General features: G+C 60.6%; 24 protein-coding genes. 12 read left to right on the top strand and 12 right to left on the bottom strand.

Features of this window, described 5'->3' with window-relative positions; translation table 11 throughout:
• Window positions 1-118: 118 nt before the first annotated feature.
• From pdxR to ACXAGD_RS14775, 7 genes are all read left to right on the top strand, one after another.
• On the top strand, window positions 119-1,579 hold the full coding sequence (gene pdxR / locus ACXAGD_RS14745) for a MocR-like pyridoxine biosynthesis transcription factor PdxR (protein WP_475211604.1): 1,461 nt from the start codon (window positions 119-121) through the stop codon (window positions 1,577-1,579).
• Window positions 1,580-1,705: 126 nt separating this feature from the next.
• Window positions 1,706-3,484 carry a sulfoacetaldehyde acetyltransferase gene (gene xsc / locus ACXAGD_RS14750; protein ID WP_475211605.1) on the top strand — a complete coding sequence of 593 codons (1,779 nt, stop codon included), beginning with the start codon at window positions 1,706-1,708 and terminating at the stop codon, window positions 3,482-3,484.
• A 5-nt stretch (window positions 3,485-3,489) separates the two neighbouring features.
• Window positions 3,490-4,512 (top strand): phosphate acetyltransferase, encoded by a 1,023-nt coding sequence (gene pta / locus ACXAGD_RS14755; protein WP_475211606.1) that lies wholly within the window; start codon window positions 3,490-3,492, stop codon window positions 4,510-4,512.
• Window positions 4,513-4,583: 71 nt separating this feature from the next.
• Window positions 4,584-5,615 (top strand): YeiH family protein, encoded by a 1,032-nt coding sequence (locus tag ACXAGD_RS14760; protein WP_475211607.1) that lies wholly within the window; start codon window positions 4,584-4,586, stop codon window positions 5,613-5,615.
• A 27-nt stretch (window positions 5,616-5,642) separates the two neighbouring features.
• Complete coding sequence (locus ACXAGD_RS14765; RefSeq protein WP_475211608.1) at window positions 5,643-8,462, top strand: molybdopterin oxidoreductase family protein; 2,820 nt, start codon at window positions 5,643-5,645, stop codon at window positions 8,460-8,462.
• The gene (locus ACXAGD_RS14770) at window positions 8,459-9,208 is read left to right on the top strand and encodes a 4Fe-4S dicluster domain-containing protein (protein ID WP_475211609.1); all 750 of its coding nucleotides are present in this window, start codon (window positions 8,459-8,461) and stop codon (window positions 9,206-9,208) included. The genes ACXAGD_RS14765 and ACXAGD_RS14770 overlap by 4 nt, the downstream gene beginning before the upstream one ends.
• Complete coding sequence (locus tag ACXAGD_RS14775) at window positions 9,208-10,095, top strand: dimethyl sulfoxide reductase anchor subunit family protein (protein ID WP_475211610.1); 888 nt, start codon at window positions 9,208-9,210, stop codon at window positions 10,093-10,095. Before ACXAGD_RS14770 ends, ACXAGD_RS14775 begins: the two co-directional genes overlap by 1 nt.
• A 73-nt stretch (window positions 10,096-10,168) precedes the next feature.
• Here ACXAGD_RS14775 and dapA read toward each other — a convergent pair whose 3' ends face one another.
• Window positions 10,169-11,041 carry a 4-hydroxy-tetrahydrodipicolinate synthase gene (gene dapA, locus ACXAGD_RS14780; protein ID WP_475211611.1) on the bottom strand — a complete coding sequence of 291 codons (873 nt, stop codon included), beginning with the start codon at window positions 11,039-11,041 and terminating at the stop codon, window positions 10,169-10,171.
• A 133-nt stretch (window positions 11,042-11,174) separates the two neighbouring features.
• On the opposite strand from dapA, the gene ACXAGD_RS14785 reads away from it, so the two are divergent.
• Window positions 11,175-13,139, top strand: a complete 1,965-nt coding sequence (locus tag ACXAGD_RS14785) for a lytic transglycosylase domain-containing protein (RefSeq protein WP_475211612.1) — start codon at window positions 11,175-11,177, stop codon at window positions 13,137-13,139.
• Here ACXAGD_RS14785 and ACXAGD_RS14790 read toward each other — a convergent pair.
• Both ACXAGD_RS14790 and mnmC2 read right to left on the bottom strand, forming a co-directional pair.
• Window positions 13,113-13,982: a DMT family transporter gene (locus ACXAGD_RS14790; RefSeq protein WP_475211613.1), complete on the bottom strand. Its 870-nt coding sequence runs from the start codon at window positions 13,980-13,982 to the stop codon at window positions 13,113-13,115. The genes ACXAGD_RS14785 and ACXAGD_RS14790 overlap by 27 nt on opposite strands.
• Window positions 13,979-14,644, bottom strand: coding sequence for a tRNA (5-methylaminomethyl-2-thiouridine)(34)-methyltransferase MnmC2 (mnmC2, locus tag ACXAGD_RS14795; RefSeq protein WP_475211614.1), 666 nt, complete (start codon window positions 14,642-14,644; stop codon window positions 13,979-13,981). Before mnmC2 ends, ACXAGD_RS14790 begins: the two co-directional genes overlap by 4 nt.
• A gap of 49 nt (window positions 14,645-14,693) precedes the next feature.
• Between mnmC2 and ACXAGD_RS14800 the strand changes: the two genes are divergently transcribed.
• Window positions 14,694-15,734, top strand: coding sequence for an NAD(P)/FAD-dependent oxidoreductase (locus ACXAGD_RS14800; RefSeq protein WP_475211615.1), 1,041 nt, complete (start codon window positions 14,694-14,696; stop codon window positions 15,732-15,734).
• Here the strand turns inward: ACXAGD_RS14800 and ACXAGD_RS14805 are convergent.
• From ACXAGD_RS14805 to ACXAGD_RS14820, 4 genes are all read right to left on the bottom strand, one after another.
• Window positions 15,726-16,526 (bottom strand): HTD2 family dehydratase, encoded by an 801-nt coding sequence (locus ACXAGD_RS14805; protein WP_475211616.1) that lies wholly within the window; start codon window positions 16,524-16,526, stop codon window positions 15,726-15,728. The two genes, ACXAGD_RS14800 and ACXAGD_RS14805, sit on opposite strands and share 9 nt — an antisense overlap.
• 38 nt (window positions 16,527-16,564) lie before the next feature.
• Window positions 16,565-17,107: an NADPH-dependent FMN reductase gene (locus tag ACXAGD_RS14810; protein ID WP_475211617.1), complete on the bottom strand. Its 543-nt coding sequence runs from the start codon at window positions 17,105-17,107 to the stop codon at window positions 16,565-16,567.
• A 114-nt stretch (window positions 17,108-17,221) separates the two neighbouring features.
• Window positions 17,222-17,893, bottom strand: coding sequence for a YiaD family glycine zipper/OmpA-like lipoprotein (locus ACXAGD_RS14815; RefSeq protein WP_475211618.1), 672 nt, complete (start codon window positions 17,891-17,893; stop codon window positions 17,222-17,224).
• A gap of 118 nt (window positions 17,894-18,011) precedes the next feature.
• Window positions 18,012-18,704 (bottom strand): helix-turn-helix transcriptional regulator, encoded by a 693-nt coding sequence (locus tag ACXAGD_RS14820; protein ID WP_475211619.1) that lies wholly within the window; start codon window positions 18,702-18,704, stop codon window positions 18,012-18,014.
• Between the two features lie 103 nt (window positions 18,705-18,807).
• On the opposite strand from ACXAGD_RS14820, the gene ACXAGD_RS14825 reads away from it, so the two are divergent.
• A complete protein-coding gene (locus ACXAGD_RS14825; RefSeq protein ID WP_475211620.1) occupies window positions 18,808-18,993 on the top strand; it encodes a hypothetical protein in 186 nt (61 codons plus the stop codon).
• A gap of 3 nt (window positions 18,994-18,996) precedes the next feature.
• On the opposite strand, the gene ACXAGD_RS14830 is transcribed toward ACXAGD_RS14825, so the two are convergent.
• Window positions 18,997-19,644 (bottom strand): RluA family pseudouridine synthase, encoded by a 648-nt coding sequence (locus tag ACXAGD_RS14830; protein ID WP_475211621.1) that lies wholly within the window; start codon window positions 19,642-19,644, stop codon window positions 18,997-18,999.
• Window positions 19,645-19,741: 97 nt separating this feature from the next.
• On the opposite strand from ACXAGD_RS14830, the gene ACXAGD_RS14835 reads away from it, so the two are divergent.
• Window positions 19,742-20,152 (top strand): nuclear transport factor 2 family protein, encoded by a 411-nt coding sequence (locus tag ACXAGD_RS14835; protein WP_475211622.1) that lies wholly within the window; start codon window positions 19,742-19,744, stop codon window positions 20,150-20,152.
• Between the two features lie 2 nt (window positions 20,153-20,154).
• Window positions 20,155-20,859: an SGNH/GDSL hydrolase family protein gene (locus ACXAGD_RS14840; protein WP_475211623.1), complete on the top strand. Its 705-nt coding sequence runs from the start codon at window positions 20,155-20,157 to the stop codon at window positions 20,857-20,859.
• Here ACXAGD_RS14840 and rarD read toward each other — a convergent pair.
• The 4 genes from rarD to ACXAGD_RS14860 form a co-directional block, all read right to left on the bottom strand.
• Window positions 20,850-21,755 carry an EamA family transporter RarD gene (gene rarD, locus ACXAGD_RS14845; protein ID WP_475211624.1) on the bottom strand — a complete coding sequence of 302 codons (906 nt, stop codon included), beginning with the start codon at window positions 21,753-21,755 and terminating at the stop codon, window positions 20,850-20,852. The genes ACXAGD_RS14840 and rarD overlap by 10 nt on opposite strands.
• Window positions 21,756-21,915: 160 nt before the next feature.
• Window positions 21,916-24,369 (bottom strand): GcvT family protein, encoded by a 2,454-nt coding sequence (locus ACXAGD_RS14850; RefSeq protein WP_475211625.1) that lies wholly within the window; start codon window positions 24,367-24,369, stop codon window positions 21,916-21,918.
• Between the two features lie 89 nt (window positions 24,370-24,458).
• Window positions 24,459-25,424: a GlxA family transcriptional regulator gene (locus ACXAGD_RS14855; protein WP_475211626.1), complete on the bottom strand. Its 966-nt coding sequence runs from the start codon at window positions 25,422-25,424 to the stop codon at window positions 24,459-24,461.
• A 10-nt stretch (window positions 25,425-25,434) separates the two neighbouring features.
• Window positions 25,435-26,328 carry a homocysteine S-methyltransferase family protein gene (locus tag ACXAGD_RS14860; protein ID WP_475211627.1) on the bottom strand — a complete coding sequence of 298 codons (894 nt, stop codon included), beginning with the start codon at window positions 26,326-26,328 and terminating at the stop codon, window positions 25,435-25,437.
• Between the last annotated feature and the right edge of the window lie 3 nt (window positions 26,329-26,331).

The following is a 26,331-nucleotide window of genomic DNA, read 5'->3' on the forward strand; positions in this document are numbered from 1 at the left end:
ACTAGATTTCTGGTTATTTAGTTTAATCAAGCCGCAGGGTCAACCACTTGCATCACGAATTCTCGAGAATTGCTTAAGTCCAGATTGCCCAACCCATAAGGCCAACCTATAAGGCCCTATGGCAATATCGGTCGACACTTTCTTTCTTGAGCTGAACGGGCAAGGCACGCTGCAGGCGCAAATCCAGCAGATGATCGCCGAAGGCATTCTTTCCGGCAGATTCCATGTCGGGGAAAAGCTGCCCTCGTCCCGCAAATTGGCGGCCCATCTGGGCGTTAGCCGGATCACGGTGACGCTGGCCTATACCGAACTGTTGGCCAATGACTACCTCACCGCCAAAGGCCGGTCGGGGTATTATGTTTCGCAAAACGCGCCCGTGCCGCCGAAATATACCCCCGTCCAGCGCGGCACCGAAACCGTGGACTGGGACGCGGCGCTGGCCCGGCGGTTTTCGGGGAGGGATGTGCTGTCGAAACCAGCCGACTGGCGCGACTATCGCTATCCGTTCATCTATGGGCAGGCCGACCGAACCCTGTTCGACCACGCCAACTGGCGCCTGTGCGCCGTGCGGGCGCTGGGTCACAAGGACTTCGATTCCCTGACCGCAGACTACGTCGATCAGGATGATCCGCTGCTGGTCGAGTTCATCGCCCGCCACACCCTACCCCGCCGCGGTATTGCCGCCCGCCCCGAAGAGATTCTGATCACCATGGGCGCGCAGAACGCGCTGTGGCTGGCCTCGCGCATCTTGCTGACCCACAACCGGACGGCAGTGATCGAAGACCCGAGCTATTACGCCCTGCGCAGCCTGTTGGAGGTTTGGGATTGTAACGTCACCCCATTGCCGGTTGATCGCGACGGGTTGCCGCCGGACGCGCTGCCTGACGACACTGACGTCATCTTCACCACGCCCAGTCACCAAAGCCCCACAACCTCGACCATGCCGGTCAGCCGTCGAAACAAACTGCTGGAGCGCGCACGAGACCTGGACGCGATGGTGGTCGAAGACGACTATGAGTTCGAGCTGGCCTTTCTTGGTGCACCCTCTCCGGCGCTGAAGTCGATGGATCGGGATGGCCGGGTAATCTATGTGGGCAGCTTCTCGAAATCCCTTTTCCCGGGATTGCGGCTTGGCTACATGGTCGGGTCGGAGCCGTTTATTCGCGAGGCCCGCGCACTGCGGTCTTTGGTGCTGCGCCATCCACCGGGTCATATCCAGCGCACGGCGGCCTATTTCCTGTCACTGGGCCATTACGATGCGCAGATCAGGCGCATGTCCAAGGTTCTGGCGCGACGGCGCGAAACACTGGACACTGCCGTCGAAGAATACGGGCTGACCGTGGCCGGGCGCGGCATTCTGGGCGGGTCCTCTTTGTGGATGTCCGCGCCGGAACATGTCGACACGACCCGGCTGGCTCGCACGTTGCAGGACCAGAGCGTCCATATCGAGCCCGGCGCGCCATTCTTTTCGGGGCCAGACCGCCCGCAGAATTTCTATCGCCTCGGCTATTCCTCTATCCGGCAAGACCGCATCGCACCGGGTGTGAAACTGATCGCCGACGCGATTCGTGCCATCTGACGCGACTCTGGACCTATTCCGCCGCAAATTCTGGCCCTAACGTCGCCCGGCCCCTTGCGCCTAAACCGTATCCAAAGGCTGAGCCAATGGCCCGGCTCCACCCACCTATGCGCGGAGAACACTCAGATGAAAATGACCACCGAAGAGGCCTTTGTTAAGGTGCTGCAAATGCACGGGATCGAACATGCCTTTGGCATCATCGGTTCGGCCATGATGCCAATCTCGGATATTTTCGGGAAAGCTGGCATTACGTTCTGGGATTGCGCGCATGAAGGCTCGGGCGGGATGATGGCTGACGGCTACACCCGCGCCACCGGCAAAATGTCGATGATGATCGCGCAGAACGGTCCCGGCATCACCAACTTTGTCACCGCAGTCAAAACCGCCTACTGGAACCACACCCCGCTGCTGCTGGTTACGCCGCAGGCCGCCAACAAGACCATGGGTCAGGGCGGCTTCCAGGAAATGGAGCAGATGCGCATGTTCGCCGACTGCGTCTGCTATCAGGAAGAAGTGCGCGACCCGTCGCGGATGGCCGAAGTTCTGAGCCGTGTTATCACCAAGGCCAAACGTGCATCGGCCCCAGCACAGATCAACGTACCGCGTGATTTCTTCACTCAGGTCGTCGATATCGAGCTACCCGCCGTTGTCGAATTCGAACTGCCGTCGGGCGGTGCATCGGCCGTGACCGAAGCCGCGGCGCTGCTGTCGGACGCCAAGAACCCGGTTATCCTGAATGGTGCAGGCACGGTTCTGTCCGCGGGCGGCATCGAAGCGTCGAAAGCGCTGGCCGAGCGTCTGGACGCCCCGGTTTGCGTTGGCTACCAGCACAACGACGCATTCCCCGGCTCGCACCCGCTGTTTGCCGGTCCTCTGGGCTATAACGGCTCGAAAGCCGCGATGGAGCTGATCAAGGAAGCCGACGTGGTTCTGTGCCTTGGCACCCGTCTGAACCCGTTCTCGACCCTGCCCGGTTACGGACTGGAATACTGGCCGGCTGATGCGAAGATCATTCAGGTCGACATCAACCCGGATCGCATTGGCCTGACCAAGAAGGTCTCGGTCGGCATCGTCGGCGACGCCGCCACCGTTGCAACCAACATCCTGGCACAGCTGGCAGACACCGCTGGTGACGAGGGTCGCGACGCGCGCAAAGTGAAAATTGCGGAGAAAAAATCGCGTTGGGCACAGGAACTGACCTCGATGGACCACGAGCAGGACGATCCGGGCACCACCTGGAACGAGCGCGCCCGTGCCGCCAAGCCAGACTGGATGAGCCCGCGCATGGCCTGGCGTGCGATCCAATCCGCGCTGCCGAAAGAGGCGATCATCTCGTCCGACATCGGCAACAACTGCGCCATCGGCAACGCCTATCCGTCGTTTGAAGCGGGCCGCAAATACCTGGCCCCGGGCCTGTTCGGCCCCTGTGGCTATGGTCTGCCGTCGGTGATCGGCGCCAAGATCGGCTGCCCGGACACACCGGTTGTTGGTTTCTCGGGCGACGGTGCCTTTGGCATCGCGGTCACCGAGCTGACCGCTATCGGCCGCGAGGAATGGCCCGCCGTGACCCAGATCGTCTTCCGCAACTACCAGTGGGGTGCGGAAAAGCGGAACTCGACCCTGTGGTTCGACGACAACTTCGTCGGCACCGAGCTGGACACCAAAGTGTCCTATGCCGGTATCGCGCAGGCCTGTGGTCTGAAAGGCGTCGTTGCCCGTACTCAGGACGAGCTGACCGCAGCCCTGAATCAGGCCATCGAGGACCAGAAGAACGGCATCACCACCCTGATCGAAGCCATGATCAACCAGGAACTGGGTGAGCCCTTCCGCCGTGATGCGATGAAGAAGCCTGTCGAAGTTGCTGGCATCAGCTCGGACGACATGGCCCCTCAGGCCGGAGTTTAATCCGCGTGAAGCCGCTGCGCGCCATTCTCGGGACGGCAAGCGCCTCTGACAAGATCATCGCCCTGGCCGAGGGCGATGATCCCCGTGTTGTTCAAGGCGCGGTTATGGCCGTGAAAGAAAACGTCGCACGGATCATCCTGATAGGCGACAAGGCTGAGGTTTCGGCCTTGTTGCAGGCCCATGAGGGTTATGACCCTGAATGGATTGAAGTCCACGATCCGGCTGAGTCCGAATTAACGCCCGACCTGACGCAGGCGCTGTACGAGCGGCGTAAGCATCGGGGTATGACGCTGGAAGAGGCGCAGCAACAGATTACGAACCGGCTTACCTATGCCGCCCTGCTGGTGCAGCAGGGCATCGCCGACGGTACTGTCGGCGGCGCGGTCGAAACCACATCCGATACCGTGCGCGCCGCGCTCCAGATCATCGGTACGGCACCGGATGCCGCGATGGTCTCAAGCTTTTTCCTGATGCTGTTCTGCAAGGACCATCACGAGGTCAAGGGAGCACACATCTTTGCCGACTGCGGTCTGGTCGTTGATCCGGACGCAAATGAAATGGCCGAGATCGCCCGTGCCTCGGCCGCGTCCTACGAGACCCTGACAGGTGACACCCCACGCGTTGCGATGTTGTCCTTTTCCACCTCGGGCAGTGCCGAACATGCCAAGGTCTCCAAGGTTGTCGAGGCCACGCATATCGCGCGCGAAAAAGACCCGTCGCTTCTGATCGACGGAGAGTTGCAGTTCGATGCAGCCTTCGTGCCCGAGGTTGCGGCCAAGAAGGCCACGGACTCGCCGCTGAAAGGTGAGGCCAATGTCTTTGTCTTTCCCAGCCTGAATGCAGGAAACCTTGGGTACAAGATCGCTCAACGCATCGGCGGGGTTGAGGCGATCGGGCCGGTGCTGCAGGGACTGGCCAAGCCCGCCAACGACCTGTCGCGCGGCTGCTCCGCAGAAGACATTCTACACATGATCGCCGTGACAGCCGTTCAGGCGCAACACACCCAATCCACACCGGAGACGCGTTGACCCGGCCACCGAAGAACGCTGGCGGCCTGTCCGCCAATACCGCAATTTTTTCCAGAAGGCATGTCGGGTAGATGCTGGCAAAGACCGAACTTACGTCTCTTATTGGCGCAAACGCCTCACAGACGATCCGCACCCTGTTTCCCGGCGTGCTGGTGGCGATAACCGTTGCCGTGACTGCCAAATTCCTGTCCGAGCATTATGCCACGCCAGCAATGCTGATGGCACTGTTGCTGGGCATCGCGCTTAGCTTTCTGGGGGAAGAGGGCAAAACCGTCCCCGGCATCGGCTTTGCTGCGAAATCGCTGCTGCGACTGGGCGTAGCGCTGTTGGGTGTGCGCGTATCTATGACGCTGATGATGGGGTTGGGCTGGGATCTAATAGCATTGGTTGTTGGCGGGGTGCTGGCCACGATTGCCTTTGGCCTGCTGATCGCGCGGTTCTTTGGCCATAAATGGCGTTTTGCCTTTCTGACCGCAGGATCGGTCGCGATCTGCGGCGCCTCTGCCGCGATGGCGATCAGCGCCATCCTACCCAAGGATGAGCGATCTGAGGAACGGCTGATCTTCACCGTTCTGGGCGTCACCGTGCTGTCGACCATCGCGATGATCGCCTATCCCATCCTGGTGCGCACGCTGGGCATGAGCGACGTGGCTGGCGGCGTGTTCCTTGGCGGTACGATCCACGACGTGGCCCAAGTGGTCGGCGCGGGGTTCTCGATCTCGGAACAGACCGGTGACACCGCGACACTGGTAAAACTGTTCCGCGTGGCGATGTTGGCGCCGGTGGTTCTGGTCGCCTCATTGATCATCCGTGGCGTTACCGACATGGACGAGGCAGGCAAACGCCCCCCGATCCTGCCGAGCTTTGTCGTGGGTTTTCTGGTTCTGGCTGCGGCCAGCTCATTCGGCCTGATCCCGCCATTTATCTCCGAACTGCTCAGTCAAGTTTCGCGCTGGTTGCTGCTGATCGCCATCGCTGCGGTCGGTATGAAAACCAACCTCAAACAGATCCTGTCGGTCGGCGGCGCGGCCATCGCCCTGATCGTCGTAGAAACTCTTTTCATTGCAGGAGTTATCCTTGCCGGAATAACATTCCTGACCTGATACGCTGCCCCGACAGAAGGACGCCAGATGACCATCCAGCAACCGAAGATCGATACCAGCCCCAAAGTCTCGGACGAGGTCCGGCGCACCACCTGTTACATGTGCGCCTGTCGCTGTGGCATCAATGTACACATGAAGGACGGCAAAGTTGCCTATATCGAGGGCAACCGAGATCACCCGGTCAACAAGGGCGTTCTGTGCGCCAAAGGATCGGCGGGGATCATGCAGGTCAACGCGCCATCCCGTCTGCGCAAGCCCTTGCGGCGGGTCGGTCCGCGCGGCTCGGGTGAGTTTCGTGAAATCGAATGGGATGAGGCGATCAGCACCGCCGTCGGCTGGCTGAACGAACTGCACGAAACCGCGCCGCAGAAACTGGCCTTCTTCACTGGCCGTGATCAAAGCCAAAGCTTCACTTCTTTCTGGGCACAGAATTTCGGCACACCTAACTATGCGGCTCATGGCGGGTTCTGCTCGGTCAATATGGCAGCGGGCGGCATCTACACCATGGGCGGCGCATTCTGGGAGTTCGGCCAGCCCGATTGGGACCACACCAAGCTGTTCATGCTGTTCGGCGTAGCCGAGGACCACGACAGCAATCCGATCAAGATGGGCATCGGCAAGATCAAAGCGCGCGGTGCGCGGGTGATCGGAGTGAACCCGATCCGCTCGGGCTATAATGCTGTCGCTGATGACTGGGTCGGCATCACACCGGGCACCGACGGGTTGTTTATCCTGTCGCTGATCCATGTGCTGATGAAGGCAGGTAAGATCGATCTGGACTACCTCAGCCGCTACACCAATGCGCCGGTTCTGGTGAACGCTACCGAGGGGCCTGAAAAGGGCCTGTTCCTGCGCGACGCAGACGGCAAACCGCTGGTGATCGATCGTGTCACCGGCGAACCCACCGCCTTCGACAAACCCGGCGTGCGCCCGGACCTGTCGGCCACCTATGAAAAAGACGGCGTCACCCATCGCCCAGTCTTCCACCTGATGGCCGAGAAATACCTGTCCGACGACCACGCCCCCGAAGCCGTCGCCGAGCGGTGCGGTATCCCCGCCAAACGCATCCGCGCCATTGCCGCCGAGATTGCCCGCGTCGCCTTTGACGAAGCGATCGAGCTGGACCACGAATGGACCGACTTTCGGGGTGAGACGCATTCGAAAATGATCGGCCGCCCGGTCAGCTTCCACGCCATGCGCGGCATCTCGGCCCATGCAAACGGGTTCCAGACCTGCCGCGCCCTGCACGTGCTGCAAATCCTGCTAGGCACGGTCGAGGTGCCTGGTGGCTTCCGCTTCAAGCCACCCTACCCCAAGCCGGTCGAGGCGCATCCCACGCCCCATGGCGATCGCCGCCCGGGCCGCCCGCTGGAAGGCCCGCATCTCGGCTTCCCCCGCGGCCCCGAGGACCTGCTGATCGACGATTGCGGCACACCGCAGCGGATCGACAAGGCGTTCACTTGGGAAAACCCGATGTCGGCCCATGGCCTGATGCATATGGTGATCTCAAACGCTGCGGCAGGCGATCCCTACAAGATCGACACGCTGTTCATGTATATGGCGAACATGTCGTGGAACTCCTCCATGAACACCAAAGGTGTGATGGAGATGCTGACGGCCAAAACCGAAGACGGCAAATATGTCATCCCAAAAATCATCTATTCGGATGCATATTCCTCGGAAATGGTGGCCTATGCGGATCTGATCCTGCCCGACACCACCTATCTGGAACGGCACGACTGTATATCGCTGCTAGATCGCCCGATCTGCGAGGCTGACGCGGCTGCCGACGCGATCCGCTGGCCGGTTGTGGAACCCGACCGCGACGTGCGCGGCTTTCAGTCGGTTTTGATCGAACTCGCCAACCGCATGAGCCTGCCGGGCTTCACCAACGAAGACGGCACGCCCAAGTGGAAGGATTACGCCGACTATATCGTCAACCACCAGCGTAAGCCGGGCATCGGTCCGCTCGCCGGGTTTCGGGGCGAAGACGGTGACAAGGAAGGCCGCGGAGAGGTCAACCCGGAACAACTGAACCGCTATATCGAAAATGGTGGCTTTTTCGTCGCGCATATTCCCAAAGGCGCGGATTACTACAAACCGTGGAATACAGCCTATCAGGATTGGGCGGTAGGCATGGGCATCTATGACAGCCCGCAACCCTACCTGTTCCAGCTCTATTCTGAACCTATGCGCAAGTTCCAACTGGCCGCCGAAGGGCATGGCGACAAACAGCCCCCAGACCACCTGCGTCAGCGCATCAAAGAGAAGATGGATCCGCTGCCGATCTGGTATGAAACCGACCAGCAGGGCAACGAAGGCTTCACCGTCAACGCCCTGACCCAGCGTCCGATGGCAATGTATCACAGTTGGGGCACCCAGAATGCGTGGCTGCGCCAGTTGCACGGACGCAACCCGCTTTACGTTCCGACCAAACTGATGCGCGAGCATAGGCTGCAGGACGGAGACTGGGCTAAGGTCAGTTCTCCGCATGGCGAAATCACTGTACCCGTGATGGAGATGGCGGCACTGAACGACAATACCGTCTGGACATGGAACGCCATCGGCAAACGCAAAGGCGCCTGGGCGCTGCAAGAGGATGCACCAGAAGCGACCAAAGGCTTCCTGCTGAACCACCTGATCCACGAGCTGCTGCCACCCAAAGGCGACGGGATGCGGTGGGCGAACTCCGACCCGGTCACTGGCCAAGCTGCATGGTTCGATCTGAAAGTGAAAATCGAAAAGTCGGCAGCCCCGGGCGACGCAGAAAGCCAGCCCGAATTTGACGCGATCCAGTCACCCGTTGGAACCGGCCCGAAAGATCTTGCGTGGAAGGTAGGCAAATGACCCAACTCCCCCAATCCACCGAACGTAAGATGGGTCTGGTTATCGACCTTGATACCTGTGTCGGCTGCCACGCCTGCGTGATTTCCTGCAAGGGCTGGAATACCGAAAACTATGGCGCGCCGCTGTCGGATCAGGACGCCTATGGCGGCAACCCGTCGGGCACCTTCCTGAACCGCGTGCATTCCTACGAGGTGCAACCGGAGCAGGGTACGGCGCAATTGATCCACTTCCCCAAATCCTGCCTGCATTGCGAGGACGCGCCCTGTGTCACCGTCTGCCCCACCGGGGCCAGTTACAAGCGGGTCGAAGATGGCATCGTGCTGGTCAATGAAAGCGACTGCATCGGTTGCGGCTTGTGCGCATGGTCCTGCCCATATGGCGCGCGGGAATTGGATGCGGCGGAAGGCGTGATGAAGAAATGCACCCTCTGCGTTGACCGCATTTATAACGAGAACTTGCCTGAGGTGGACCGCGTGCCCTCCTGCGTGCGCACCTGCCCGGCGGGCGCGCGGCATTTTGGTGATCTGGGCGACCCCAACAGCGATGTCAGCAAACTGGTTGCCGAGCGCGAAGGGATGGACCTGATGCCTGAGATGGGCACCAAGCCCGTCAACAAATACCTGCCGCCGCGGCCCAAGGATCAGATCGAGGACCAGATCGACATCTTGGCCCCGCTGCTGGCCCCCGTCGCCGAAGAACCCAAGGGTTTCCTTGGGTGGCTAGACAAAACTCTGGAGAAGCTCTGATGCACCCAGCCCCTTCTGTCATCATCTTCACAACCAGCTCCGGGTTGGGCTTCGGGTTGCTGTTTTTCCTTGGCCTTGGACAGCCTGCGGTGACCGGTTTCGTGGCATTTGTGTTCTACCTCATTGCATATGCGCTGGCGGTGGGCGGCTTGCTGGCTTCGACATTCCACTTGGGTCATCCAGAACGCGCTTGGAAGGCTTTCAGCCAATGGCGCTCCAGCTGGCTGAGCCGGGAAGGCGTTTGTGCCGTTGCAGCGCTGCTTATCATGGGGCTGTATGCCCTTGGCGCCGTGTTTGCGGGCAGCCATTGGGCGATCATAGGCTGGATCGGAGCGCTGCTCTGCCTCGCCACCGTGTTCACCACCTCGATGATCTACACCCAGCTCAAGACCATCCCGCGTTGGAACATGAACCTGACCCCGGCAATGTTCCTGTCTTTCAGTCTGGCAGGAGGCGCGCTGTTAGCTGGTGCCGAGGCCCTGGCCCCATGGCTGTTGGCCATCGCAGGGGCTGTACAGTTGGCCTATTGGGCCAAAGGCGACGCTGCATTTGCCGGTTCCGGCACCTCCTTGGGCACTGCCACTGGTTTGGGTGGCCGAGGTACCGTCCGCGCTTTTGAGCCGCCACACACCGGCACGAACTATCTGCTGCGTGAATTCGTTCACGTGGTGGGTCGCAAACATGCGCAGAAACTACGGGTGATTTCCTTCGGGCTCGCGTTTGTGCTGCCCTTGCTGTTGATCCTTATCCCGGTCTCGGGCGTTGCGATCAAACATATCTTTGCGCTGTTGGCAGTGCTGTCACATCTGACCGGCGTTGTAGTGTCTCGCTGGCTGTTCTTTGCGCAGGCCGAACATGTGGTAGGGCTGTATTACGGCAAGCGTTAAATCTCACACTCAAACGAAAACGGGCGGCCATCTGAGATCAGAGGCCGCCCATTCATTTTGATTGTCTATAAAGTCAGATCAGATCAGCATGGGCCATCGCCGCGTCTATGGCGGCCTTGGTGCTGTCGTCCAATGGCGTCAGCGGCGAGCGTACCTCTTCACTGCACAGGCCCAGCTTGCTGAGCGCGTATTTCGCACCAACCAGACCCGGCTCGATAAAGATCGCTTCGTGCAGGGGCATCAGACGGTCCTGATAAGCCAGCGCCTTGGCATAGTCGCCGGCCAGCGTTGCCTGCTGGAATTCAGCACACAGTTTCGGCGCCACGTTTGCAGTGACCGAGATGCAGCCGACACCGCCATGTGCGTTGAAGCCCAGCGCGGTAGCGTCCTCACCGGACAGCTGACAGAAGTCCGGCCCGCAGGAAGCGCGCTGCTGGCTGACGCGGGCCAAATCACCGGTCGCGTCCTTCACGCCCACAATGCGCGGCAGCTCGGCCAGCTCTCCCATCGTTGCGGGCGTCATGTCGATGATCGACCGGCCGGGAATGTTGTAGATGACGATCGGAATATCTGCGCAGTCATGCAGCGCGCGGAAATGCGCGATCAAACCCTTTTGGGTGGGCTTGTTGTAATAGGGCGTCACAACCAGTGCCGCGTCCGCGCCAATTCGTTCTGCGAATCGCACGAAGCGGATCGCTTCGACCGTATTGTTCGAGCCCGCACCTGCAATCACCGGCACACGACCGGCAGCGGCCTTGACGACCTCTTCCACCACGGTTTCATGCTCTTCATGGCTGAGCGTCGGGCTTTCACCGGTGGTACCAACAGGGACCAACCCGGTCGAACCTTCCTGAATTTGCCATTCCACCAAGTGTTTGAGTGTCTTCAGGTCCAACTCGCCGTTTGTGAACGGGGTGACGAGGGCTGGCATTGAGCCTTTGAACATGACACGCTCCTTGGTGTGCGGTTAGCATTTTTTACGCCTCGGGCCATCACAATCGTCGCGATGTGAGTTGATCCCGGCGGCGCAAGGTTTATCCTGAGTGGCTGTATCCTTGGTTGGTTGGGAAATGCAAGGCATGACACGCGTTCTGGCGCTTTTGATAGCAGTGATTCTGGGCTCAATCGGGCAGGCACAGGCCGACGACGTAGGCGATCTGCGCGCCGGGATGAATGAAATGCGCAAGGGTGACTGGAATGCAGCCTTGCGTGTGTCTGGCAACCGAGGGTCTGTCAGCCGCGATATCATCGTCTGGCACTGGCTGCGGCAGGGCTTTGGCAGCTCGGGCGACGTGCTGGTGTTTCTTGACCGCCGTCCAGACTGGCCCGGGCAGGCCTGGCTACGGCGCAAAAGCGAACCCGCTTTCACCGGTGCAGACCCCGACCGCGTATTGAAATTCTATGCCGATATTCCACCCCAGACCGCTGAGGGTGCGTTGAACTACGCTGTGGCGCTTAAGGCTAAGGGTCGTACAGGGGATGCCGAGGCCGATATCGTGACCGCATGGCGTACCATGCCGATGGGGGCTGGTCTGCAGAAGGATTACCTTGAGAACTTTGGCAAACTGCTGAAACCCCATCACACCGCCCGACTGGACCGGATGCTGTGGGACGGGCACCTTGTCAGCGCTGGACAGATGCTGCCACTGGTCAGCACTGATCAGCGCAAGCTGGCCGAGGCGCGGATTGCTTTGCAAAAACGCCAACCCGGTGTGGACGGCAAAGTCGCCGCTGTTCCGGAGTCGCTGGCCGGGGCTCCGGGTTTGGCTTTTGACCGCTTTGTCTGGCGCGACAAGAAGGAGCTGGACGACAGCGCGATTGACCTGATGCTGGCGCGCTCTACCGGGCCGGATGCGCTGGGTGAACCGGACAAATGGGCCGAGGGCCGCCGCCGACTGGCACGGCTTGAAATGCGCAATGGCGATGTCAGCCGCGCCTACAATATCGCCGCCAACCACCACATGACGCCCGAGATGGGCTATGGCTATGCGGATTTGGAGTGGCTGGCCGGGTTCCTAGCACTGCGCAAGCTGAATGATCCCGCTACGGCAGTACGGCATTTCCAGAATTTCTCGGGCGCGGTGGAATCGCCGATTTCGAAAGGACGCGGCGGCTATTGGCTGGGCCGGGCCTATGCGGCGCAAGGGGATGCGGACAAAGCCTATGACGCCTATTCGATAGGTGCCGATTATCAGACCTCGTTCTATGGTCTATTGGCGGCCGAGCGGATCGGGCGGCCCTTCGACAGTGAGCTGGCCAATCCACGCCGAGCTCCGCATTGGAAGCAAGCCGATTTCGCCAATTCCAGCGTATTGGAAGCCGGGCTGCTGTTGCTGCGCGCCGGGGAAAACAACCTGTCGGAACGGTTTCTGACCCATCTGGTCGAAGATCTGGACGCCACACAAGCTACTCAGCTGGGCGATCTTGTGATCGAACTGAAAGAGCCACATCTGGCCGTGATGATCGCCAAGCGTGCGGCCAAAACCGGAGTTGTCCTGCCCGCCGCCTATTACCCGGTGCATCCGGTTGCCGATATGGGCCTGCCCATGGCCAAAGAAATGACGTTAGCCATTGCTCGCCGCGAAAGCGAATTTGACCCGGTAGTGGTCAGCGGCGCGGGCGCACGGGGGTTGATGCAGGTGATGCCCGCCACGGCCAAACTTGTAGCCAAGGAACTGGGCATCCTGAGTGGTCACAAGACGTTAAAGCTGACCTCGGACTGGCAGTACAACGCCAAGCTGGGGGCAAATTACCTGTCCGGGCTGGCGGCGGATTTCAACGGCAATGTGGTGATGATGGCCGCGGGCTATAACGCCGGGCCGCGGCGACCGATCTCGTGGATGGATCGATATGGCGATCCCCGCGCGGGTGAGATTGACGTGGTCGACTGGATCGAGACCATCCCTTTCAGCGAGACCCGCAACTATGTGATGCGGGTGGCCGAAAGTCTGCCGGTCTATCGTGCCCGTCTGGGTCAGCCCCCGCTGCCGGTTCCGTTCTCGCAGGAGCTGGTGGGCTCAACCCTGGCGTCGTTCGCGCCATAGGGTGAATAGGCCCGCAGCCACAACCAATGCGGCCCCTAGGATAACCGCGGGCCGCAAAGCCTCACCAAAGACCGATATGCCAATGATGGCCGTCCAGACCAAGTGGAAATAGGCAAAGGGCTGAACGGCGCTGGCCTCGGCCATTTCATAGCATTTGATTAGCAGCCAGTGCCCCAGAACGCCGCTGACGCACAGCAGCGCCATCCACGCCCAGTCGCTTTGCTCCATTGGTTCCCAGAACCACATCCCTACCAAGGTCATCGCCACGGCCCCGGCCACCCCGGTCCAAAAGAAACTGGTGGCGGCGCTGTCCTTGCGGGCGGCATAACGGGTCAGCAAGCCATAGAGTGCGAACAAAAAAGCCGAAATCAGCGGGATAATGGCCCATGGGTTAAACACCCCCGCGCCGGGTTGCAGGATGATCAGAACGCCGATGCAGCCTACGCCGATCGCCGCCCAGCGCCGCCAGCCGACCTGCTCGCCGAGAACCGGCCCGCTGAGTGCAGCGACCAGCAATGGATAACAAATGAACACGGCCATACTGTCGATCAGCCCCAGCACTGTAAAAGCATAGACGGCGACGCAAATCTCGGTTGCCAGCAAAACGCCGCGAAACACCTGTAGGCCAAGTTGGCTTGTCTGAGTCGCCGCCTTTAATCCTCCGGGAGACCGCGCCGCCAGCGCGATGACAAAGGCGGCGAAAAACCAATAGCGGATCATAACAACCATATAGGTGTTATAGGTTCCTGCCAGATGGCGTGAGATTCCGTCCTGCAGCGCAAACACAACCGTTGCCGCGACCATCAGCGCGATACCGGCGCGGGTGTTGTTCTGTTGGGTCATTCGCGGATCGCCCGGGTCATATGGCGCTTGCGGCCATATCCGGGGGCACGGGTGACGGTGAAACCTGCCTCTTGCAGCCCACGTCGCACAAACCCGGCAGCGGTATAGGTCGCTGCTGTGCCGCCAGCCGCCGTGTGATCGGCCACCTGCTGCATCAAGTCCGCGCCCCAAAGTTCTGGGTTCTTGGCCGGAGAGAACCCGTCCAGAAACCAGGCGTCGGCCTTTCCTTGCCATGCAGGCAATGTTTGGCGCGCATCGCCTTCGATCACCTCAAGATGCAGAGTACCCAGATCACAACGTCCGCCCTGCCACTGGGCCAGAAAACGATCTGCCCACGGGGCGACTTCAGGGAAGGCCGTCAGGGCGCGCTTCATATCCTCGGGCGCCATTGGAAAGGCTTCGAAACTGGTAAAGCTAAGAGGCGAGGTCTGACCCGCCTTTTCCCACTCGGACCAGACGGTCAGCATGTTCAGACCGGTGCCGAACCCCAGTTCGGCAATGCGGAACCCCTGCGCGAAGCGTGCGGGCAGGTCATTGCCCGCCAGAAACACGTGGCGCGTTTCCTCAAGCCCGTTTTGCAGCGAGAAATAGGGATCGTCGAAACGGTCCGAGACCGGGATCTGATCCTCGGTCCATGTCAGTTCAGCACGCTGGTCTGCCATCGGGGAATCCTGTAGCTAAGCGGCGCGACACTGAACAAGGAAAAGGGGAATGGCAATGGTCGATGTAACGGTGCGCGGTGCGGGCATCTTTGGCCTCTCCATCGCGTGGACCTGCGCTCGGCGTGGTGCCAAGGTGCAGGTTGTCGACCCCTTTGGTGCCGGCTCGGGCTCCAGCAACGGGCTGGTCGGTGCATTGGCCCCGCACGTTCCCGAGAACTGGAACGCCAAGAAGGCCTTTCAGTTCGACAGTCTGATCATGGCCGAGCCGTTCTGGAAACAGGTTGAGGCGACTGGCGGCGTTTCCCCCGGATATGCACGCCTGGGCCGATTGCAACCCATCGCTGACGCCCGCACGCTGGAACTTGCTCATACCCGCGCAATTACAGCCGCTGAGCTATGGCGGGGTCGCGCCGAATGGCGAGTGGTCGATGCCGAAGCACTGGGCGGTTGGTGTCCGCCCAGCCCGACCGGTTTTGTGATCCACGACACGCTGAGCGCGCGGATGCACCCCCGCCGTGCCTGTGCCGCGCTGGTGGCCGCTCTGGCCGTGATGGGCGTGGACGTGGTGACAGAGGCACCGGACAAAGGGCAAGTGGTTCATGCCACCGGTCTGACCGGATTGCAGGAGCTGAGCCAAACCTTTGGCAAAACCGTTGGCAATGGCGTCAAGGGACAAGCAGCGCTGCTGCGTTTTGATGCGGGTGAAGTCCCGCAGCTGTTTGCCGATGCGATCCATATCGTGCCCCATGCCGATGGCACGCTGGCGATCGGTTCGACCTCGGAACGCGACTATGACGATCCATCCAGCACGGATACCGCGCTGGACGACGTGCTGGACCGCGCCACACGGGCGGTGCCTTTGCTGCACGGTGCCGAGGTGATCGAACGATGGGCCGGAGTGCGCCCACGCAGCAAAAGCCGCGCCCCGATGCTGGGCGTGCATCCGTTGCATCAGGGGCAGTTCATCGCCAATGGCGGCTTCAAGATCGGCTTTGGCATGGCCCCCAGAGTGGCCGAGGTCATGGCCGATCTAATGCTGGACGGGCGCGATACAATCCCCGAGGACTTCCGGCCCGAAGCGTCACTCTGACAACGGCACGGCCTCGGCCAACATGCATTGCTGTCCATCTGGGCCACGAACCCATAGGGTTTGCCCCTTCCGGCACAGGGTCGCTGTTTCGAAATGCATCAGCGGTGCGGTCGCCCGGAACGAGAATTGTGCCAAAGGCCCCATCATCTCTTCCGCAAACAGCATCAGATGCTGCGCCAATAGTGGGCCGTGCACGACGAGCCCGGCATAGCCTTCGACTTCGCGTGCATAGTCCAGATCATAGTGGATACGGTGCCCGTTGAAGGTCAGCGCCGAGTATCGGAAGAGCAATGTTGTATCGAAGGCGACCTCACGGCTATCAGCCTCATCCGTGCGGGCCCTTGGTGGAACGGGTTTGACCTCATCCGGTGAAGGGTCCCGACGGTAAACCAGATCCTGCCATTCGGTCAGACAGAGAGTATCGCCCTGCCAAATCTCATGGCGCAAGGTGACGAACCCCAAAGGCCCAGTGCGTCCGGTTTTCGAAGCAGCGTTTTCGCAGACCGAGCGCCGCTTGGCCACAGCTCCTGCGATCAGTGGAGTGTGAAAATGAAGGCGTCCACCGGCCCACATGCGACGGGGCAGTCCCATATCCGGGATCAGGCTACCTCCGACCTTCGGATGACCGTCGCGACCCAACAGGTCCGGAGGCTGCGGTGACCAGAAATAAAGCTGTTGAAAGAACGGCGGCAACACTGCCCCTGCCGTTATCGTCGCCTCCAGCCCCAACGCCACTTGCAAAGCAGCGGCGCGGGCCGGGTCTATCACATCGGATTGGATTTCATCTGCCATGACAGCAGATTAGGTGGCCCGGGCCGGGCCAACAAGCGTTAGAAACCCGCCTCGGTCCGTAGTTTCTCCATCAGCGCACGCAAGCTGCTTTCATAGCGGTCGCTGGACAGTTTCCCCTGTTCGTCGAACTCGTTCGAGCTGTTAGCCAAATGAATTTCCGGCCCCTGCAAAATACGCGGCTGGAATGGAACCATATAGCTGCGCAATACCATCTGCGCGCGTTCCCCACCGGCACGACCAGCGGCGGCCGACATAACGGCGACCGGTTTGTCAGCCCAAGGGCGACCCTCAGTCCGGCTGACCCAGTCCAGCGCGTTTTTCAGAACGCCCGACGGCCCCTTGTTGTATTCCGGCGTGGAGATAATCACCGCATGGGACTGAGCGATCTGATCTGCCAGCGTTTGGACCGCTTGCGGAATGCCCTCGCCATCTTCCAGATCACCATCGTAAAGCGGCAGGTTCAGGTCAGCCTCGATATGGGTGCCGGGATTGAACAGCCGCGCTGCCTCGCGCAGCAATTTGCGGTTGGTGGCGCTTTGGCGCAATGAGCCAGAGAGGCTCAGCAGGATCGGTTCGGACATCGGGACACTCCGTCATGGTGTTTCCCAATAGCTAGCCCAAAGCCCGCGCGCGCCAAAGCCCAGTTGACGCGCAGTCAATGTGCGAAAAAGGGCACCCGCGGGTGCCCTATCGCTTTAGACGCTACCGTTCGGGATGATCTCGATATCGACACGACGGTTGCGAGCCTTACCCTCGGGCGTCAGGTTCGACGCGGCGGGGCGGTTCTCACCAAGACCAATCGTGCTGATGCGAGCACTGCTGACGCCGTTGGCCTGCAGGATTGCCGCCACAGATTGGGCGCGGCGCTCTGACAGCGCCTGATTATAGGACGCCTCGCCATCGCTGTCGGTATGGCCAACAACCTGGACGCTTGAGTTGGGGTATCTCGTCAGGTTCTGACCCACCCGGACCAGATCGGCCCGCAGTGCCGGGCGCACAGTCGCGCTGTCGGTGTCAAACGAGATATCATTCGGCACGGTGACAATCAGCCGGTCGCCCGCGTGTGTCACGGTGATGCCCTGATTGGCCAGTTGCTGGCGCAGCTCGGCCGCCTGACGGTCCAGCTGGTTGCCGATCAGACCGCCACCGGCGGCCCCCACCGCGGCCCCAGCCAGTGCGCCCAGACCCGGGTTCGAGTTATTGGCAATCGCACCAACACCGGCCCCGACCAAACCACCCAAGATTGCGCCCTGTTTGGTGTTCTGGTTAGGGTCGGCTGGCAGGTTCAACGTGCCGGGATCCGTACAAGCTCCCAGAACCAAGGCCGAGCTTAGCCCGGCGGCTAAGACAAATTTGGAAATCGTCATGATATCACCTTCTGCTCCGGCACCCGTTTTCCGGGCGCGTATTGTTTGGCGCAGTTTATCACGCTGCTTGCAGGTGTTCTCAAGCAACAATCCAGTGAAATCGGCGAATACCCGCCGCTTAGGATACCCGTGCCGATCTATCCCAGCGGTTCTGCTCCTGCCAAATCGCGCGCAAAGGCTCCCCCTGCCCGCAAAAATGATCCTCGGTCGTTTCGCAGGCCCAGATACGGTCGGTACGGAAATGGCGGAACCCGTTGCGCATCTCGCACCACGCAGCCAGCAGCGTGCATTCGATGTGATAGATGAGTGCGACGGGCCGGACGATCCGTTCTGTCCGCTCGCCTTCTCCATTCTGATAGGTGATGCGGAGTTTTCGTTCGTCCCGAATGGCTTCGCGATAATTCACCACCGGCACGCAACCTTTTTTGGGATCATCCATCGGGGCCCCCCAAGGGGCAACCTGCAACCAGTCAGCAGGCTCGCGCAACGCTTCGATCTTGCGACACACCCGGTCGGCAGCCTGTTGCAACGTGCTGTCCCCTGTACGGGCCAGCATGGACAAGCCAACCCACAGCGCCTCGACTTCTTCGGCGTCGAAATTTAGCGGCGGCAGGTCATAGCCACGCCGCATCAGATACCCGACCCCAGCCTCGCCCTCGATCGGGGTGCGTTGCGCCTGCAGGGCCGCGATATCGCGATAGACCGTGCGGGCAGAGACCTCGAGCTTTTCGGCCAGCATTTCAGCTGTCACCGGCGCCTCGGCAGCGCGCAGAATCTGGATGATTTCGAACAGGCGGGTCGATCGGCGCATGGGTTTCTCCGGTTCCTCTGCTGACACTCTAGCACACCCCCCTGACAAGGTGGTGTCAGGAGTGATGGGTGAGACTTGAGCTCAGACGAAAAGGAGATCACCGATGCCTCACCTCGACAATCACGTGATGATGACTTTGAAACTGGGCCCTTGGGCGCAGGACCATACCCTGCGCAGTTTTGAGATCGAACGCGAGATCATGGCCGCCCGTCATCCCTGCGCCCCGCGCAAACGCCGCAAACGGTTTTCGCTGGGCAACCTCAAGATGCTGTGGACCAGCACCGCCTGAAGGTCAAAAATCCGCCTTGGCGCGAAACTTCATCGAAACCCCACCTTCGGGGTTCTTCAGGCGCAATTCTTCGGAATGCAGCATCAGGCGCGGGAAATCCCGCGCCGCGCCCTCGGCATAGAACGGGTCGCCCAGTATCGGGTGACCCAATGCCAACATGTGAACCCGCAACTGATGCGACCGGCCCGTTTTTGGAAACAGCCGAACCCGTGTCGTCTCACCCTCGTGCTTTACAACATGCCAATCGGTGACGGCGGGCTTGCCGGTCTCATGGCACACCATCTGGCGCGGCCGGTTGGGCCAGTCCACGATCAGCGGCAAGTCAACGGTTCCGGTCTTTTCCTCGAACCGCCCCCAAACACGCGCAACATAGGTTTTTCGGGTCTGGCGGTTTTCGAACTGCATGCTCAGGTGGCGCTGTGCATGGGGTGATTGGGCAAAGACCATGACACCGGATGTATCCCGATCCAGCCGGTGCACCAGCAGCGCCTGCGGAAACGCCGCCTGCACCCGGGTCAGCAGGCAATCGGCCAGATGCTCCCCGCGTCCCGGCACCGACAATAGCCCCGAGGGTTTGTTCACCACAATCAGCTGCGCGTCCTCATACAAGACGTCCAGGGGGGTCTTCGGGGGATCATAGGTCTCGCTCATGCGCGCCTGCCTATCGCAGCACGCGACCTCCCGCAACGTCGCGCTTGCCTGAACGGATCGGTTCAGCAACTCTGCCCCAAACCGGAGAGGAGAACCCATGCACCCCACGATCGAACTTATGCAAGAGGTGGTCGCCAAGGGCGATGAGAGCCTGATCCACGAATTGCTGGCCGAGGACGTGCGCTTTTCCCCGCCAACCTATTACAGCACCTGGACCGGTCGCGAACCCGTGGCGGCTGTGCTGGGCCATGTGGGGCAGGTGTTCTCAGACTTCCGCTATCGTCGTGTGATGGGTGCGGGCAAGGACTGGGCACTGGAGTTTCAGTGCAAGGTTGGTGATCTGGACGCCGTCGGGGTGGACCTGATCACGCTGAACGATGACGGCCTTATCCAGGAGTTCGAGGTCGTCATGCGCCCCTACAAAACCATCGGCGCCCTGCGTGAGGCGATGATGGCACGCGTCATGACCGACCCGCGATTCCTCGAATACAAAAACGCGCTCAGCTGACCATGCCAGTCGCGGTCGATCAGCTGTTGCGCGTGCCCTTGTTGCCGATTCTGGCGGCCCAGGGCCTGTCAGTGCGCCGCAACGCCCAGATGCTACCGGAACCCACTGGCCCCCGCGAAGGGCGCGCAGGACGTGGGCCGCGTCGGCGCCTACTGATCGCAGGCGACAGTTCGGCTGCAGGGGTCGGCGCTGGGACGCAAGCGCAAGCTCTTTCTGGGTATCTCGTGGCGCAGCTGGCCAAGCACTACTCGGTCGAATGGCAACTTGAGGCAACGACCGGACATACCACACAAGACACCATTGACCGACTGCGCAACCTGAACGGCCAGTTCGATATGGCCATCACTGCGCTCGGCGTGAATGACGTGACACGCGGCGTGACACGCCAGCGGTTCATCGACCGCCAAACCCAATTGCTGGAGCTGCTGACCGGCCCATTGGGTGTACGTCGGCTAGTAATCACGGCTGTGCCGCAGATGCACCTGTTCCCGGCCCTGCCACAACCCCTGGCCTGGGCATTGGGGCGTCAGGCTGCACGGTTAGACTGTGGCCTGCAACAAGTCGCGTCTCGCTTTCCACAGGCAAAGCACCTCCAACTTGACTTGCCCAATGACCCGGCCCTCGCCGCGCCGGACGGCTATCACCCCAGCCCAAAGACATACGCCATTTGGGCCGAGGAAGCCGCCCGCCTGTTGCGTCAGGCCTGAGACCGCATCTGCCGGATCATCGGTATCGAATAGACCACCAGTGCCGTCCAGATCAGCGGAAACGCGATCATACGGCCTCGGTCGATCTGTTCACCAAACAAGGTGATGGCCGTGATGAAAATCATGGTCGGCGCGATATATTGCAGAATTCCCATGGTCGACAGCCGCACTAGCTTTGCCCCGTTGGCGTAAACCAGCAGCGGCACGGCCGTGACAACACCCGCACAGGCCAGCAGCATGGTGTCCGAGGCTGCAACTCCGAAATGCCCGGTGCCCTGGACGCCCAGCCACGTGACATACATCAGCGCCGGGACCAGCAGAATCAGAACCTCAAGCAAGAACCCCTGATTTGGACCAATCGGCAACGACCGCTTGAAAAAAGCGTAGAACCCCCAGCTTACCATAAGGCCCAGAGCTGCCCACGGCAGGCTGCCCGCCTCGATTACCAGAACCAGCACGCCCAGCGCGGCAATTGCCACTGCCACCAGTTGGGTTTTCGTTAACGGCTCTCGCAGCAGAACGGCGCCCAAAGCGATACTGAACAGCGGGTTGATGTAATATCCCAAGGCCGCGTCCAATGCCCGGTCATTGGCAATCGCCCACACATAAATCGCCCAGTTCACCGAGATCAGCGCCGCAGTTATGCAAGCCATCCCCAGCATCTTCGGGTTCACCAGCGCGGCCTTCAGGTCTCGCGTCCGCCCCAAGGCCACCAGCAGCAGGCCCGCCACCGGAACGGACCAGATGATGCGATGCGACACGACCTCGATCGGCCCAACATGGGACATGGCCTTCATGTACAGCGGAAGAAAGCCCCACAGGACATAGGCCGTCACGGCCAATGCCAGCCCCTTGGGCGTGTCTTCTCGGTTCGGTGGTACAGGAGCGTCTGCCACGGCGGGTCTCCGACTGATATCAAGCCTCTCTACGGCAAATCAGACCGGGTTGGGAACTGCGAAAACTGTGAAGCAGGTCATCAGGAATTCTGATACGTCGCGGTCGTCAATTGTGACCCCACGAAAAGAGTCGGGGCGCCGCAGCGCCCCGATAACTTGATTATACTTTGACGCGTTCCGATTTCGGGTCGTACATCGGCTTCAGCGATGCCTCGGCCTTGACCTTCACACCGCAGACGTCAATCTCATAGGTCGAGGCCAGCACATCCGCTGCCTTTTCTCCCACGCACGGCACGTAGCCCAGACCGATGGCACCGCCAATCGTGTGGCCGTAGTTCCCCGAGCTCAGATAGCCCACATATTCACCGTCCCGGATGATCGGCTCATTGTGGAACAATAGCGGCTCGGCATCTGTCAGCTTGAATTGCACCAGACGGTTCTTGGGCCCACTTTCCTTGCGCGCAATCACTGCCTCGCGACCGATGAAGTCGCTGCCCTTGTCGACCTTGACCGCAAAACCCAGCCCGGCATCGACCACGTGGTCTTCACAGGTGATGTCATGGCCAAAGTGGCGGAAGCCTTTTTCGATCCGGCAGCTGTCCATCATGTGCATCCCGCACAGCTTCAGGCCCATGTCCTGACCCGCTTCGTGCAGCGTTTCGAACGCGTGACCAGCCATGTCGGATGAGACATAAATCTCCCACCCCAATTCACCCACATAGGTCACACGGTGGGCTCGGGCGAGGCCCATTCCTAGTTCGATCTCCTGCGCGGTGCCGAACGGGTTGGTTGCGTTTGTAAAGTCGTTGGGCGAGACCTTCTCAAGCAGCGCGCGGGCGTTTGGCCCCATGATGGCCAGAACCCCTTCACCGGCGGTTACGTCGGTGATGACCACGTTGAAGTTGCCCGCGTGGCGCATCATCCAGGTTTGGTCGGCCAGACGCGTTGCCGCCGGTGTGACCACCAGATAGGCGGTTTCAGTCAGGCGGGTGACGGTGACGTCCGCCTCGATCCCGCCGGTGCGGTTCAGGAACTGGGTGTAGACGATCTTGCCATTGGGCACCGAATAGTCGCCGCCGCCAATAAAGTTCATGAACTTCTCGGCATCCGGTCCCTCGACACGGATCTTGCCGAAGGACGACATGTCATACATGCCGACGTTCTCGCGGATCGCGCGGTGCTCGGCCGCCGAGTTTTCAAACCAGTTCTGGCGCTTCCAACTGTATTGGTATTCGCGCTCCTGCCCTTCATTGGCAAACCAGTTCGCGCGTTCCCACCCTGCCAGTTCGCCCATCACGGCACCCTGTTCCAACAGGTGGTGATGGAACGGGGTCCGGCGCACGCCGCGGGCGGTCGCCTTCTGGCGGTAAGGGTAGTGGTCAGCATAGAGCAGACCCAGCGTTTCCTTGGACCGTTCGAACAAATACTCTTTGTTACCCTGGAACGGCTGCATCCGGCTGATGTCCACGTCACCCAGATCAAACGGTTTCTCACCGCTGTCCATCCACTCGGCCAGCGCCATGCCAGCACCGCCGGCGGACTGGATACCGATTGAGTTGAATCCGGCCGCGACCCAGACATTGTCCATCTCAGGCGCTAGTCCCAGATGATAGGCGTCATCGGGGGTAAAGGACTCGGGGCCGTTGAAGAAGGTGTGGATGCCCGCCTCGGCCAGCATAGGCATCCGATTACAGGCCGCTTCGAGGATCGGCTCAAAATGGTCGAAATCCTCGGGCAGCTGGTCGAATTCAAAGCTCTCGGGGATGCCATTCATACCCCAAGGTTTAGCGTTTGGTTCAAACGCACCCAGCAGGATTTTGCCCGCATCTTCCTTGTAGTAGGCGCATTCATCCGGAACACGCAGCACCGGCAATTGGGTCAACCCGTCGATGCCCTCGGTTACGATGTAAAAATGCTCGCACGCATGCAGAGGCACATTCACGCCCGCCATGCGGCCGACTTCATGCCCCCACATCCCGGCACAGTTCACAACCATGTCGCATTCGATATGGCCCGAAGAACTGCCGTCATCGGCAACCCAGTCCACACCGGTCACCTTGCGCCCTTGCTTGACGATATCGGTGACCTTCACACGTTCCTTGACGATGCCGCCGCGCTGGCGTGCACCTTTGGCGAGCGCCAGCGCTATGTTCGCAGGATCGCCCTGACCGTCCAACGGCAGGTATACCGCGCCCTTGACGTCTTGGATGTTCAAATGCGGATACAGCTCGGCCACGCGCTCGTTCGAGATCTCTTCAACCTCAACCCCAAAAGCGCGGGCCATGGCAGCCTGACGATAGATCTCTTCCTTGCGCTCTTCAGTCAAGGCAACGGTGATCGAGCCGCAGCGCTTGAAGCCGGTGGCGACACCAGTTTCCTCTTCCAGCGAGCCGTACAGCTCCTGACTGTACTTCGCCAGCTTGGTCATGTTCGCCGTTGCACGCAGCTGCGCGATCAGACCTGCCGCGTGCCAGGTGGTGCCGCTGGTCAGCTGTTTGCGCTCAAGCAGGACAACGTCGTTCCAGCCCTTTTTGGTCAGATGATACGCGACCGAGCATCCGATGACGCCGCCGCCGATGATGACCACTCGGGCCTTGCTGGGAAGATCAACCATCCTGAAATCTCCGCTGTGTCAGGTTTTGGGGAAAATGCCACGGAAGATCGACAATAAATGCATCAAAAGCGTCACAGAATCGGTGATTTTCACCTATGTATCGCCGCCCGTTTTTCCCGCCTGACGACAAAAGGGGTGACGCCGAAAAAACTCTTGTAAACAGAAGAAAAACCGTTCGGAAACCCGCAGGCCAAGCCGATTTCACGAACGCTCATGGTAGTGTTGAGCAGCAGGTTATTGGCTTTGGCCAGCCGCATTTCGCGGTAAAACCCATTTGGTGTGGTTCCGAAGAAGGTTTTGAACTTCCGCTCAAGTGACCGGTTCGACAGGTTCAGCGAATCAACGATTTCATGGATCGGCAGCGGATCTTCAATATTTGCCTGCATCAGCTTGATGCACTGGTCCAGCTTGGCATCGCCTGTTGCGGTCTGCTTGGCCCCCGAAAACGGCTGCATCGAGGCAAAGTCGCGGATGTTCTCGTGCAGCATGATGTCCGCCACCGTCATCTTGGCCGGCCCTGAGATATGGCGGCCAATGACGGCCAGTGCCACATCCGTCGTCGCCTCCATCCCCGCGCAGGTCACCACCGCGCCCTGCTCGGTTGCGATCGACAACTTGGCTTCGAACCGCGCCCCGCGTTCACGCAGGAACGAGGCATTTTCCCAGTGCGTTGCCATGTCGTCGGTGCCTTGCTCGTCGATATATCGGCTGGCGGCTTCGGCCAGCAGAAACACCTTGGCCCCGCGGAAGGTGTAGTCTGTCACGACACGCCCCAAAGACAGGTCCGGATGATCCGGGTCGGAATTGCCGATCACGAACAGGTAATCCGCCTTGGGCTGCGTCGGCACCGGTTCGGTCTGCACCACCGCGTCGCTGCTGCTGGCAATCGGTCCGCCCTTCAGCGAGCGGTAGGTATAGGTGAACGGAGGGCTCGGGCAGACACGATTGGCCAGGCGCAGCACCTCGACCAATGAGGCCAGTTCCAACAACACGTATCCCGGCGCAACCAGGATATCGAAATGGAACTGAGACGAGGTGTCCGCAGGTTTCCCCATTCTCTGCGCCTCAGACGATCTGATGACCGGCCGCGCGGAGCCGGTCGGCCAGGGTTTCGATGTGGTCCGGACCAACCTCGCAGCAGCCGCCAACAATGGTCGCGCCCTGCGCAACCCATGCCATCGCGTGATCGGCATAGGCCTCAGGGCCCAGATCCTGGCGCTGTTCCAACGCGTCTACAGTCGGCGCGTCTTCCAGAAACTTCTGGGTAATGCCAGTGAAGCCATTTGCATACGCCCCATATGGGCGATCAAATTTGGCAATGATATCAAGCGCGGCAGGGATAGCCTCGGGGCGCGAGCAGTTGATCAGCACGGCCTCGGGCGCGAAACGATCCACCACAGGAGCGATATCGGACAGAGGCTCACCGGACCGTAGGCGCGTACCATCGTCATCCATCACCGTCAGCGCCAGCCAGACAGGCTTGCCACCTTCCTCCGCACCGCGCAAGGCACCTTCGGCCTCCTGAATCGAGGACACGGTTTCGATTAGGAAAAAGTCCACATGATCCGCCATCATCCTTGCCAATTCAGCGAACTTCTCAGCCGCGTCATCCACATCGGGTTTCAGGTCAGGCCGGTACGAGGCCAACAGCGGACCCAACGCCCCGGCGATACGCCCACCTATTGAGCTGCGCGCCTGTTCGGCCTGCGTGACCGCTGCGTTGATCAGATCGGCAAGTTTCGCTTCTATCCCTTCGCGCACCAGTCGCGACCGATGCACGGCATACGTATTCGTAGTGGCCACCGTTGCGCCACGGCGGAAGTACTCGGCATGAACGTCCCCGACCAGTTCGGGGCGGTCGATCATCACCCGGGTCGACCACAACGGCGTCGGCCGGTCACCGCTGCGCTTGACCAGTTCCTGCCCGATCGAACCATCCAGAAGAGTGATATTCGCCATTTC

This window comes from Ruegeria sp. ABF4_144, assembly GCF_056160045.1.